At 71.4% G+C, this 12,049-nt stretch carries 11 protein-coding genes; 4 read left to right on the forward strand and 7 right to left on the reverse strand.

The window, feature by feature from the left end:
* Window positions 1–4: 4 nt before the first annotated feature.
* The 3 genes from ASC60_RS26585 to ASC60_RS26595 all read right to left on the reverse strand — a co-directional run bounded on the left by ASC60_RS26585 (window position 5) and on the right by ASC60_RS26595 (window position 2,554).
* Window positions 5–1,240 (reverse strand): beta-ketoacyl synthase, encoded by a 1,236-nt coding sequence (locus ASC60_RS26585; protein WP_055555231.1) that lies wholly within the window; start codon window positions 1,238–1,240, stop codon window positions 5–7.
* 37 nt (window positions 1,241–1,277) lie between these two features.
* Window positions 1,278–1,529, reverse strand: a complete 252-nt coding sequence (locus ASC60_RS26590) for an acyl carrier protein (RefSeq protein ID WP_055555233.1) — start codon at window positions 1,527–1,529, stop codon at window positions 1,278–1,280.
* A gap of 263 nt (window positions 1,530–1,792) precedes the next feature.
* Window positions 1,793–2,554 (reverse strand): LuxR C-terminal-related transcriptional regulator, encoded by a 762-nt coding sequence (locus ASC60_RS26595; RefSeq protein WP_055555235.1) that lies wholly within the window; start codon window positions 2,552–2,554, stop codon window positions 1,793–1,795.
* Window positions 2,555–2,929: 375 nt separating this feature from the next.
* On the opposite strand from ASC60_RS26595, the gene ASC60_RS26600 reads away from it, so the two are divergent.
* The 4 genes from ASC60_RS26600 (at window position 2,930) to ASC60_RS26615 (ending at window position 7,909) form a co-directional block, all read left to right on the forward strand.
* Window positions 2,930–4,492, forward strand: a complete 1,563-nt coding sequence (locus ASC60_RS26600) for an MFS transporter (protein WP_055555236.1) — start codon at window positions 2,930–2,932, stop codon at window positions 4,490–4,492.
* An 87-nt stretch (window positions 4,493–4,579) separates the two neighbouring features.
* A complete protein-coding gene (locus ASC60_RS26605) occupies window positions 4,580–5,599 on the forward strand; it encodes a zinc-binding dehydrogenase (RefSeq protein WP_055555238.1) in 1,020 nt (339 codons plus the stop codon).
* A gap of 277 nt (window positions 5,600–5,876) precedes the next feature.
* A complete protein-coding gene (locus ASC60_RS26610) occupies window positions 5,877–6,653 on the forward strand; it encodes an LLM class F420-dependent oxidoreductase (RefSeq protein ID WP_055555240.1) in 777 nt (258 codons plus the stop codon).
* Entirely contained in the window at window positions 6,650–7,909 is a 1,260-nt protein-coding gene (locus ASC60_RS26615) for an MFS transporter (RefSeq protein ID WP_234357154.1), read from the forward strand. The genes ASC60_RS26610 and ASC60_RS26615 overlap by 4 nt, the downstream gene beginning before the upstream one ends.
* Here the strand turns inward: ASC60_RS26615 and ASC60_RS26620 are convergent.
* From ASC60_RS26620 to ASC60_RS26635, 4 genes are all read right to left on the reverse strand, one after another.
* On the reverse strand, window positions 7,891–8,943 hold the full coding sequence (locus ASC60_RS26620; RefSeq protein ID WP_234357155.1) for an ABC transporter substrate-binding protein: 1,053 nt from the start codon (window positions 8,941–8,943) through the stop codon (window positions 7,891–7,893). The genes ASC60_RS26615 and ASC60_RS26620 overlap by 19 nt on opposite strands.
* 43 nt (window positions 8,944–8,986) lie before the next feature.
* The gene (locus ASC60_RS26625) at window positions 8,987–9,523 is read right to left on the reverse strand and encodes an ABC transporter permease (RefSeq protein ID WP_267892824.1); all 537 of its coding nucleotides are present in this window, start codon (window positions 9,521–9,523) and stop codon (window positions 8,987–8,989) included.
* Window positions 9,524–9,929: 406 nt separating this feature from the next.
* Window positions 9,930–10,829, reverse strand: a complete 900-nt coding sequence (locus tag ASC60_RS26630; protein ID WP_055555244.1) for a hypothetical protein — start codon at window positions 10,827–10,829, stop codon at window positions 9,930–9,932.
* 115 nt (window positions 10,830–10,944) lie between these two features.
* Window positions 10,945–11,751 (reverse strand): hypothetical protein, encoded by an 807-nt coding sequence (locus ASC60_RS26635; protein ID WP_234357157.1) that lies wholly within the window; start codon window positions 11,749–11,751, stop codon window positions 10,945–10,947.
* Window positions 11,752–12,049: the final 298 nt, after the last annotated feature.

Genomic DNA, 12,049 nt, shown 5'->3' on the forward strand with positions numbered 1-12,049 from the left:
CGTTTCAATTCCAGTCCGTGCCGCGCTTGCCGAAGATCACGACGGCGTTGTTGCCGCCGAAGGCGAGCCCGTTGTTCTGTACGACCCTCAGCTCGGCGTCCACCGCCTCGTTCGGTACGACGTCGAGACCGCACTCCGGGTCGGTCTCCTCGTGGTTGATGGTCGGCGGGATGAACCCCTCGGTGAGGGCCAGCGCGCAGGCGATGGAGGCGAGCGCCCCGGCGGCCCCCATGGAGTGGCCGATCATCGACTTGATGGACACCGTGCGCGGCGGCGCGGCGTCGCCGAAGACCTGGCGGATGGCGCGGGCCTCGGTGATGTCGTTGGCCCGGGTGCCGGTGCCGTGCGCGGAGATGAAGTCGACCTCCTCCGGCTTGATCCGGGCGTCGTCGAGGGCGAGCCGCATACAGCGGGCCACGCTGTCCTGGTTGGGGGCGACGGGGTGGTCCGCGTCGCAGTTGAGGCCGTAGCCGAGGACTTCGGCGTAGATCCGGGCGCCGCGGGCCAGCGCCGACTCCAGGCTCTCCAGGACGAGGACGCCCGCGCCCTCGCCGGTGAGGATGCCCTTGCGGTCCTTGTCGAACGGCTGGCAGCGCTCGGGCGCTATGGTGCCCAGCCGGTAGAAGCCGGTGAAGGTCTTGCGGCACAGGGCGTCGGCGCCGCCGCACAGGGCGATCTCCACGTCCCCGCCGCGGATGGCGTCGTAGCCGTAGCCGATGGCGTAGTTGCCCGCCGCGCACGCCGTGGGGAGGGTGACCGCCTCGGTCCGGCTCAGGCCGAACTCCGCCGCGATGACGGCCGAAAGCCGCCCGGCGGGCACCCGGCGGGCGACGGTGGGGTCCATCCGCTCGGGCCCGAGGTCGACCTCCGTCTCGACGAGCTGGTCCAGGTCGCCCGACTCGCCGTCGGTGGTGCCGATGGAGATCAGCGACGGGAGGGCGCGCAGCGCGTCCTCCGCGACACCTGCGTCGGCCACCGCCATGCGGGCCGCCGCCACCGAGAACTGGCTCGCCCTGCCCAGGTTCTCCACATCCAGATGGTGGATCCACCGCCCGGGTTCGAAGTCCGGGACCTCACATGCCATCGCATGCTCGAAACCCTCGGTGTCGAACGCGGTGACCGGCCGTGCCGCGCTCTTCCCGGCGCGCAGTCCGGCGAGGAATTCCGCGGTGCCGACGCCGATGCCGGACACCGCCCCGAGGCCGGTGACGACGACCCTGCGACCCGACTCACCACGCATATCGCCCTGCCTTCCGAGGAGTTGGCCGAGGGTCCGGTCACCAGCCGGCCGCGTCGGAAACAACCTCGTAGACGCCCCTGAGGTGCACCATCCGGCCCAGCTCGGCCTGGTCGATGACGACGTTGAACGTTTTTTCGAGCGCCGCGAGTATTTCAATGGCACGCAGCGAATCAGCGTCATGCTCTTCTTTGAAGAGGCTGGTCTCGGTGACCTCGTCCGGGTCGATCTCAAGGATATCCGTGACGATTTCCTTGATGGTTTCCCGACGCTCTTCGACGATGGCGGCCATGACCGCGCACCTCCATTTTCGGCATGGGCAAAGCGACGACTCCCGATGACGCTATGCGCCGGTTCCGGGGCCGACAAGCCCCGAGTCCACTACCTGTCACACCGCCCGTGAACCCAACCGGACGACAACCCCCGCTGTCATAAAGCTGCACTGCGCAGCCGGTTACCGGAACGTCAGGATGCCCAATCTGCAGCAAGCTGCCACGGCGATACCCGCAGACCACGCAAATCAGCCGGAACCCGACTACCCGTCACAGCAGTCGACTAGTCGCGCTCCGCCTCCATGAGCCCCGCGCGCACGGCCCGCACCCCGGCCTGGAAGCGCGACTCCACGTTCAGGTCCCGCATGATGTCGGCCACGTAGCGCCGGTACGTCCGCACCGAGAGCCCCAGCTTCCGGGCGGCCGCGTCGTCCTTGTAGCCCTCGGCCATCAGCGTCAGCACCTCGCGCAGCACCCGGCCGCGCGCCCCGCCCTCGAACGACAGCGGCCGCATCGGGCGCTGCGCGGTGTCCCACATCCCGCACATCAACCGGTGCAGCATCGCGGCCACCGTCGAGTTCTGGATCATCGAGGCGCGGGACCCGCCCGGATCGCCCGGTGAGGCCTCGGGCGCGATCACCGCCGCGCCGTCCACCGCCACCAGTTCCTGCCGCACGGAGCCGCACACCCGCACCTCCAGACGCGGCACCGTGCCGACCGTGCGCTGCCACCCCGCCCCGCGGATCACCCGCGGCGGGCACAGCATCCGGATCCGCACGCCCTTGCCGGACAGCTGTGCGAGCGTCTGCGCGACCAGCCGCGCATGGTCCTCGCCGGTGACCTCCGGCAGGCTCCAGATCACGTCACGCTCGGCGCGCAGCACCAGCCGGGCCACCCATCCGGCCACGACCTCCCCGTCCACCGGGAGGTCCGCCGTCGCCGAGGCGAGCACGCCGCGGCGGTGGTGGGTCACCGCGGACTCGATCAGCCGTAACGCCTGGCCGAGGGCTTCTTCCAGGTTGTCCGACCTGGCTTCCGGCTCCATACGAACCGCTCCCCTTGTGCCCGCCGCGCCGTCAATACCGTCGATACCCTCAATAGGCGTACGGTCATTGGGTTGAATTCCAAAATGGCTCAAAGGACACCCCCCGTTCCCCGATCGAGGCACAGTAACGAGCCATCTGCCGAAACGGCAAGGAACATCATGGCTCAACGGGCTGTCAGCCGGGTAAATATCTTCGCTCTCCCGCGCGGGAAGACCCTCCAACGGGTTCAAGGGGCTGCGCCCCGGCTCGGCAGATTGGTAACTTCCTCTTGAGCCAGCAAGCCCTGAGCCAGCAAGCCTTGAGCCAGCAAGCCGTCCCTTGCCGTACGAGCGCGGACCCCCCACCTCCAGTGGTCCCCGAAAGGCGCCGCCCCCATGGCTGCACAGAACACCGCGATCACCGACACGGCACCGGCGGGCGCCCCGCGGTCGCCCACCGGTCGTCAATGGCTCGCCCTCGCGGTGCTGGTCTTCTCCCAACTCGCGGTATGGCTCGACAACACCGTTCTCAACGTCGCGCTCAAGACACTGGCCGATCCGGACGAGGGGCTCGGCGCCAGCCCCAACCAGCTGCAGTGGAGCATCAGCTCCTACACGCTGGTCTTCGCGGTCCTCCTCTTCACCGGCGGGGTGCTCGCCGACCGCTACGGCCACCGCAATCTGCTGCTCACCGGCATGCTCGTCTTCGGCGGGGCCTCCGCCTGGGCCGCCTACGCGGGCTCGGCCACCGAACTCATCGTCGCCCGCGGGGCCATGGGCATCGGCAGCGCCCTGATCATGCCCGCCACGCTCGCGCTGATCGCCCAGGTCTTCGACGAACGGCACCGCGCGACCGCCATCGCCATCTGGTCCGGCTCCAGCGGTATCGCCATCGCCACCGGGCCGATGCTCAGCGGGGCGCTGCTCGACCACTTCTGGTGGGGGTCGGTCTTCCTCGTCAACGTGCCGATCGTCGTGCTGTGCGTGGCCGGTTCGCTGCTCTTCCTGCCCGGGGCGGCCGCCAAGGTGCGGCAGAAGTTCGATCCGCTGGGCGTGGTGCTCTCCACCGTCGGGCTGTTCGCCATCGTCTGGGCCGTCATCGAGGGCGGCCACCGCAACGACTGGAACGATCCGGCCATTCTCGGCGCGTTCGCCGTCGGCGCGGTCCTCGTCCTGGTGTTCGTCCTGGTCGAACTGCGGGTCGCCAACCCCAGCTTCGACGTCCGGCTCTTCCGCAACAGCCGGTTCACCGGCGCGAGCGTGGCCGTCATGCTGACCTTCTTCGGCCTCAACGGCTCGATGTACTACACCAGCTTCTATCTCCAGGGTGTCCACCGGCAGACCCCGCTGGAGTGCGGACTGTCCATCGCCCCCGTCGCGATCGGCGTGCTGCTGGGCGCGCCGCTCTCGGCGAAGCTGGTCCGGGCGTACGGGGTGCGCCGCGTCGTCGGCGTCGCCATGGTCATCGCCACGGCCGGCTTCTTCGCGTACGTCTTCCTCGACGAGCACAGCGGGCTGGGCCTGTTCTGGGTCTTCCTCATCCTCCAGGGGCTCGGCATGGGCGCCGCCGTCGCCCCCACCACCGAGGCCATCATGGCCGTCCTGCCCGCCGACCGCACCGGCGCCGGATCCGCCGTCAACAACGCGATGCGGCAGATCGGCGGCGTCCTCGGGGTCGCCGTCCTCGGCTCCATCCTGGCCGGTGTCTACCGCGGCGAGATCACCCCCAAGCTGGACGATCTCCCGCCGGGCGCCGCCGACGCCGCCGAGGAGTCCCCCGAGGCGACCCGGCTGATCGCCGGGCGGCTGAGCATGCCGCGGCTGTCCGACTTCGCCGACCAGGGGTTCGTCCACGCCATGCACATCGCCTCCGTGGTCGGGGCGATCGTCGCGGCGGTCGGCGCGGTCATCATCTGGTGGACCTTCCGGCGGGCGGCGTACGCCGAGAGCACCGGCTGATCACCCCCGGGTGATCCTTTCCTTGCCTCCCCGGGGGTACGGGCATAGCCTCCCGGCACAACGTCCGTATTCCGGAGGGCTGTTCCCATGCGTACAGCGGTCATCACCGCAGCAGGCGAGGTCGAGTTACGACGGATACCCGTGCCCGGCGTCGGGGACTCGGAAGTGCTGGTGCGCATCGCGGCATGCGGCATCTGCACCATGGAGGCCAACCTGTACGCCGGGCGCATGGCCGTCTATCCGGCCGCCGCCGGACACGAGATCTCCGGGTGGGTCGAACAGGTCGGCGCCACCGCCGCCGGTCTGGAGGACATGCCCGCCGTCGGCTCCCTCGTCACCCTCGACGGCCTCCCCCGCTGCGGCGCCTGCCGCGCCTGCCGCCGCGGCCAGTCCGCCATCTGCGTCGCCCTCCAGGGCCGGGTGCGCGAGGCGGACGGCGCGATCGCCATGGGCGCCGGGCTCGCCGACCACATCGTGCTCCCCGCCTCCCGGGTCTGGTCCGTCGGCGACACCGACCCCGCGGTCGCCGCCATGGGCGAACCCCTCGCCTGCGTCGTCCACTCCCTGCGCCGGGGCGGCTTCCGCGCCGGTGACCGGGTGACCGTCATCGGCGCCGGCTACATGGGCCATCTGCACCTGGCCGTCGCCCGCGAACTGGGGGCGCGCGGGGTCGCGGTGGTGGAGCGCGACGAGGAGCGGCGCACGGCGGTCGCGGCGGCGGGCGCCGACGCGGCCGTACGCCCCGAGGACATCGCCCAACTGCCCGCCGCCGACGTCGTGTTCGTCACCATCGCCAGCGCCGAGTGCATCGCCGCCGCGCTCGCCGCCGTGGCGGACGGTGGCACGATCGTCCTCTTCGGTGGCGCCCCGGACGGCCCGCCCGCCGACCTGCCGGGCTACGAGGTCCACCGCCGCCAGCTGACCGTGACGGGCTCCTTCAGCCACGAACCGGACGACTGGCGCACGGCCGCAGAACTCCTCCGCGGCGGCTCGCTGTCGCCCCGCCTGGAGCGCCTGGTGACGGCGCGGTACGGCTTGGACGAGGTGGAGAAGGCCCTGCAGCAGGCCGCGGAAACCCCGGTCTACCGCGTGGTCGTCACCCCGTAGACCCCGCGATCGCCCGCGGACCACGGCCATCCGTACGCCACGGCGGCCCGCACGCCGCGGCGGCCCGCGGGCCACGCTCCACACCGTCCACCCCGCCACGCCCCGCGACACCCGACGAAGGCGGCCCCCGTCCCCCGGCCGGGGGCACCGCCCGCCCACCCGCCCGGCAAGGGCGGACACCGGCCCCAGCCGGGGGCGCGGGGTCCAGGGGCGGAGCACTTGGGCCGGGAAGGGGCGGGGCGGGGCGGGGAACAAACGACCACCGAAAGGACCACCGTTGCGCATCGGCGTACAGCTCCACCCCCAGCACACCGGCATCCAGGAACTCCGCGCCGCCTGGCGGCAGGCCGACGCGCTCGGCGTCGACTCGCTGTGGACCTGGGACCACTTCCTCCCCCACATCGGCGACCCCGACGGCACCCACTACGAGGGCTGGTCGCTGCTGTCCGCGATGGCGGTCGAGACCCGGCACGCCACCATCGGCCCCCTCGTCACCTGCACCGCCTTCCGCAATCCGCACCTCCTCGCCGACATGGCCCGCACCGTGGACCAGCTCAGCGGCGGGCGGCTGGTGCTGGGGCTGGGGGCGGGGTGGTTCGAGGCCGAGCACACCGCGTACGGCATACCGTTCCCCGGCCCGGCCGGGCGCATGGACGCCTTCGCCGCCTCCATCGCCGCCGTCAAGGAGCGGCTGGCCAAGCTCAACCCCGGCCCCGCCGGCCCGCTTCCGCTGCTCATCGGGGGCGCCGGGCGGCGGCGCACCCTGGAGCTGGTGGCCCGCGAAGCGGACTGGTGGAACTGGTACGGCTGGGCCGCCACCGACCCGGTCGCCGAGTTCCGGGAGCTGAACCGGACCCTGGACGAGTGGTGCGAGCGGGTCGGCCGCGACCCCGGGCAGGTGGCCCGTACGGTCATGGTCAACCCGGACCAGCTGCCGCTGGCCGAGGGGTTCGCGGAGGCCGGCGCGGTGCACCTCGTGCTGTCGCTGCCCGCCCCGTACGACCTGGAGGCCGTCGAGAAGCTGCTCTCGCTGCGCGCCGCGCTCACCCCGTGACCAGCGAGCAGCCGCTGGGGCACCGCTTCACCCTGCTCATGGGTGCCCTGCTGGTCTCCACCCTCGGCAACGGCCTGTGCTTCCCGTTCACCGCGATCTACGTCCAGGAGCTGCTGGGCCTTGGGCCCCGGGCCGCGGGCGGGTACTTCGTCGCGATGGCCGTGGCCAGCTTCGCCGCGGCCCTCGTCGGCGGCCCGCTGGCCGACCGGCGCGGGCCGCACCGGGTGGGGATGCTGGGCGCGGCGGCGCTCGCCACCGGGTACGGGATGCTGGCCCCGGCCGACACCACCTCCCTGGTCCTCGCCTCGGGCGCGTGCGTGGGCGTGGGCTTCGGGCTGTTCTACGCGTCGATCGTGGGCATCGTGGACGCGGCCGTCCCGGAGAGCGGCCGCCGCACCGCGTTCTCCGTCCGGCACATCGTCAACAACGTCGGCATCGGGGTGGGTTCGGTGGCCGCCGGGCTCGCGCTGCACGGCGCGCACACCCCGACCGGCACCCTGCGCGGGCTGTACCTGGCCAACGCGCTGGCCGCGCTCCCCCTCGTCGCCGCGATCCGGTACGTACGCCCCCACGACACCGCGCGGCCCGCACAAGCGGAGGGGCCCGCCGAGAGCGCCACCTACCGCGACCTGCTGCGCGCCCGCCCCATGGCGCTGCTCATCCTCGCCCAGGCCCTCTTCGCGATCGTCGGCTTCACCCAGATCGAGGCCACGGTTCCGCTGCTCCTGCACGACGACATGGCCGTCACCCTGGGCTGGGTGAGCACCGTCGTGGCGGCCAACTCCTTCGCCCTGATCGCCCTCCAGCCGCTGATGAGCCGCCGGCTGGAGCGGCTGCCGGAGACGGTGAGCCTGGCCGCCGGGCCGGTGCTGTGGGTGGTGGCGTTCGGCTGCGGCCTCGGGGCGGCGCTGGCCGGGAACGGGACGGCGCCGATCCTCCGTTACGGGCTACTGCTGGCCTTCGCGGTGGTCTTCGCGGCGGGCGAGCTGACGTACTCCTCGGCCTTCTATCCGCTGCTGCTGCGCTGGTCCGGCGAGGCGGCCGTGGGGCGGGCGAGCGCGCTCGCCTCGCTGGCCTGGAACCTGGGCACGGCGACCGGGCCGCCGCTCGGGCTGTTCGTGGTCGCCCACTTCTCGGCGACGGGCGGCTGGACCGCGCTCGCGGCCGGCGCCGGGATCGCATGCGCGGTGGCCGCCGCACTGCACCGGCGCGCGGCGGCCGTCCCTCCCGCGCGGGGTCAGGACTTCGGCAGGTAGCCGTTGTCGTACGCGTCCTCCGGGGTGACCGTCTTCTCCAGCAGCCCCTGTTCGTACATGAAGTCGGCCATCCGGGTCCAGGTCTGCGGGTCGTTGACGCCGACCTCGCCCCCCTCGGCCTTCATCATCGGCATCGTGGCCTTCAGGACCGCCATCGCGTTCTTCCGCTGCTTTTCGCCGCGCAGCCCGGGCACGTATTTCTCGCTGAGCTTGATGGTGCCCTCCGGGTCGTCCATCGCGTAGCGCAGCCCGCGCAGCGTGGCGGCGACGAACTTCTTCATGTCGTCACCGCGCTTGTCCAGCACCTCTTTCTTGGCGCCCAGACCGACCCCGACCAGCGGATCACCCTTGTCCCCGGAGTCGAGCGTAATCGCCCGGACCTCTTCACCGGCCTCCTCGAAGGAAATGGCGTCGTTGTTCAGATAGCCCATCACGCCCTCGACCTTGTTTCCGGTCAGGGCCGCCTGCTGGGTGAATCCAATGTTTTGGATCTTGGCCTGCTTCGGGGAAAGCCCGCCCTCCTTGAGAAGGGCGAGCAGACCGAAATAGGTCTCGCCGAAGGGCCCGGGGGTGCCGATCTTCCGGCCCTTGAGGTCGGCCGGTTTCCTGATGTCGGAGTCCTTGGGCACGATCAGGCCGACGGGGTATTTCTGGTAGAAGGTCGCGATGTCCACGACCGGCAGATCGTCGGAGGCGCGCGCCTGGAGCATTTCGTCGCCGCCCGCGTAGACGACGTCCTCCTTGCCGGACTTCAGCGCCCCGAAGAGATCTTCCGCCGCGCCGTGGTGACGTAGCGTCACCTTGAGCCCGGCGTCCTTGTAGTAGCCCTTCTCGGCGGCCACATAGAAGGGCGAGAACTGGATGTTCGGGGTGTAGGTCAGCCCGACGGTGATGTCCTTGCCGCCCTTGCCCTCCGCGTCCTTCGGCTCCTCGGCGCATGAGGTCAGGCTGGCCGCGGCCACCACCGACACGAGAGCCGCCCCCAGGACCCGCTGTCCGAGGGCGGCCCTCATGGACTTCTGCACTGAACGCACGTACTTCTCCTCACGAATCGACTCGTGCATCGAACAGGACCGGTCAGTCACGCTGTGCGAACCGCTCGACCAGCCGGACCACCCCGTACAGACCGGCGGCGAGCAGGGCGAGCATGACGAGTGTGGAGAACAGGCCGACGGTGTCGGCCGCCTGGCGCTGCACCGACAGCAGCTGCCCCAGGCCCTCGCCGCCCATGACGAACTCCCCGACCACCGCGCCGGTGATGGAGAGCGTGAGCCCGTTGCGCACCCCGGCGAGGATGCTCGGCAGGGCGAGCGGAAGCTCGATGTACCAGAGCATGCCCGACCACCCCACACCGTCCACGCGGGCGGCGCCCAGCACCTCGGGGTCCAGGGCACGCAGTCCCAGCACGGTGTTGACGAGGATGGGGAAGAAGACCAGGAGCGCGCACAGCACGGCGATCGGCAGCAGTCCGTAGCCGAGCCACAGCGCGAGCAGTGGGGCCAGCGCTACCGCGGGCACCGCCTGCGACGCGGCGATATACGGCTGGAGGGCGGCGGCCGCGAGGTCGCTGCGGGCGATGAGATAGCCGAGCGGCAATGCCACTCCGATTCCCATGCCGCTTCCGGCCAGTGCCTCCCGTACGGTTTCCCACGTGTAGTCGACGAGTGAATCGTGCAGTAACTCATCGATGAAATGCCGGGCCAACTGAACCGGCCCCGGTAGGTAGAACTCCGCCACCGCTCCGGTACGGGTCACGATGTCCCAGACGAGAAGCAACGCCAACCCGAATACGAGCGGCGGAAGCACTCCCCGGAACATGACCCCCGTACGACGTCCGCCGCGCGCGACCGCCGTGGCCGCCGCGCCGCTCCCGTACCCCTCACCCATCCCCGAATCCCCTTGTATTACCGGCTGTTGCCAGACGCGGCACGCCCGCGTGCAACCTATCCCCAGCGCACACCTGTTCACAATGTCGATGGGAAGACGAAACAATTCCGGTGCCGGACTTCACTCCCCGCCCTCAGTGTTCCCCGAGAATGCCCAGCTCGGAGGCGCGCGCCCCGGCCTGGAAGCGAGAGTTGGCGTCCAGCAGTTCCAGGATCCCGGTGACATAGCGGCGGTACGTACGCACGGAAATCGCCAGATCGCGGGCAGCCGCCTCGTCGGTCACCCCGTCCCGCAGCCGCGCCAGCACCCGCCGCACCATCTCCGTACGCGCGCGGTTGCCGAAGTCGAGCGGGCGCGGGGCCGGGGTGGCGCCCGCCCAGATGGAGCGGAACATGCCGTGGAGCGAGCCGACCACCACCTGGTCCTCGATGACCGAGGTGCGCCGTCCGTTCGCCGACTCCGTGCACACCAGCGCGGTCCGGCCGTCGGCGATCACGGCCGTGGGCAGGGGCACCGGGGCGGTCCGGACCTGCGCGGGGCGCGGGGCGGGCGCGGGCGCGTCCGCCCCCGGCTCGGGCTCCGGCGCGGATCCGGGGGCGGGCGCCGGCACGGGGACGGGCACGGGCGCGGGTCCCGGGATGGGCGTGGGCACCGGCGCGGGTCCCCCCAGTGCGCCACCACCGCCCGGACCACCGCCCGGACCGCCGCCCGGTCCGGAACCCGGGGCGCGGCCGCGCAGCACCCGCACCCCCACCGCGTCGTCGTCCAGGTGCAGCAGCAGGGCGGTCAGCGCCGCGTGCGCCGCCGCCATCGGGCCGGACGACTCCGGGAACACGGCGTCCACTCGCCGCCGGGCCGCGGTGATCACCTGTTCGGCGGCGGCCAGGAACGCCCCGTCGGTCATGCCGACCTGGGTGAACTGCCCCGTTCTCGTTCTGCGGGCCCGATGTTCGACGACGGTGGCCTCGATGAGGGCGCGCACCTCCCGTAACGTCCGCTCCAGAACGTCCCCCGGATCACGGGGTTCCTTCATGTCGTCATTCCCGCCTCGCGACGTGGTCAAGGTCTCGAGTGTCATGAGCTGTGTGGCCGTGTGGGCGCGTGGCCGTGTGGGCGCGTGGCCGTGTGGGCCAGGGATCAAGGCGGTCTCAGTGGTCCGACAGCAACCCCAGTTCCACCGCCCGCGCCCCCGCCTGGAAGCGGGACCCGGCCCCCAGCTCCCGCATCGTCTCCGCGACATACCGGCGGTAGGTCCGCAGGGACACCTGCATCTCGCGCGCCGCCACCTCATCGGTGTGGCCGGTGCGCAGGCATTCCAGGACGCGCCGCGTGGAGGTGGGGCACAGCCGCCCGCCCAGCCGCGGATAGTCCTCGAGCGCCACGGCGTTCCCCCAGGTCCCCGCGAACATCAGCTCCAGGGCCTGCACCGCGGCGGGGTCCTCGACGAGCGACGCCTGCCGCCCGCCGCCCCGCGCCGGGTCCGGCGGTTCGTTCCGTACGTAGACGATCTGGCCGTCGATGAACAGCGTCTCCGGTAACTCGCCGTCACAGACGCGGACTTCGCAGCGCGGGTCGGTGCGCGCCAGCGCCCGCACCCGGGCCGCGTCCAGCGCCCGCGGCAGGCACAGCAGCCGCACCGCGCGGCGCCCCCGGCCGCCCCGGGCGGGCCGGGCCAGCGCCGCGCAGACGACCTCCGACTGCTCCTCACCGCCCGACAGGACGACGCTCACGGTCCGTTCGGCCCCGTCCACGAGGGTGTCGACGACCTCGGCGAGCGGCACCTGCCCGAGGGCCTTCCCCGCCCAGGAGTCCTGGGCCAGCTCACGCCGGTGCCGGGTCACCGTGGATTCGATCAGATCGCGGGCGGCCAGCAGGGCCCGCTCGACATAGTCACCGGGCAGGTCGGGGGCCGAGGAGTCCGCCTCACGCTCAGGAGAAGGCTCGGACCTCGTCACAAGACCAACCATGACTTCCCCTGCAGGGCGACAGTTACCCAGGTGTGCGAATACCAGCCTGGCTCTTGGAATTCCCGTGCCTCAATAGCGGAGGCAGCATGGTGCGAAATCACTGATGACAGTAATTCGCGCACAGCGACGACGTCAACGCGGGGCGTGAAGTAAAGAATGGACCAAGTCCGGCGCGTCAGGGTGCGCCACGGCGCTCGACCTCCCGTCAAGCGACCCGATGTGTCATCAAGTTACGAACCGTCAGCTCACCGACCGCCCATCCGGACACGATCAGTCGCGACCGGCA

Origin of the sequence: Streptomyces sp. NBRC 110028 (assembly GCF_001417735.1) — a bacterium.
Lineage (GTDB): Bacteria > Actinomycetota > Actinomycetes > Streptomycetales > Streptomycetaceae > Streptomyces.

What these genes read in the sequence shown, in the direction of transcription:
- ASC60_RS26595 (WP_055555235.1), bottom strand. Translation starts at nt 2,554, where the DNA reads ATGGAGCCGGAAGCCAGGTCGGACAACCTGGAAGAAGCCCTCGGCCAG.
- ASC60_RS26600 (WP_055555236.1), top strand. Translation starts at nt 2,930, where the DNA reads ATGGCTGCACAGAACACCGCGATCACCGACACGGCACCGGCGGGCGCC.
- ASC60_RS26625 (WP_267892824.1), bottom strand. Translation starts at nt 9,523, where the DNA reads ATGGGAATCGGAGTGGCATTGCCGCTCGGCTATCTCATCGCCCGCAGC.
- ASC60_RS26590 (WP_055555233.1), bottom strand. Translation starts at nt 1,529, where the DNA reads ATGGCCGCCATCGTCGAAGAGCGTCGGGAAACCATCAAGGAAATCGTC.
- ASC60_RS26585 (WP_055555231.1), bottom strand. Translation starts at nt 1,240, where the DNA reads ATGCGTGGTGAGTCGGGTCGCAGGGTCGTCGTCACCGGCCTCGGGGCG.
- ASC60_RS26630 (WP_055555244.1), bottom strand. Translation starts at nt 10,829, where the DNA reads ATGAAGGAACCCCGTGATCCGGGGGACGTTCTGGAGCGGACGTTACGG.
- ASC60_RS26605 (WP_055555238.1), top strand. Translation starts at nt 4,580, where the DNA reads ATGCGTACAGCGGTCATCACCGCAGCAGGCGAGGTCGAGTTACGACGG.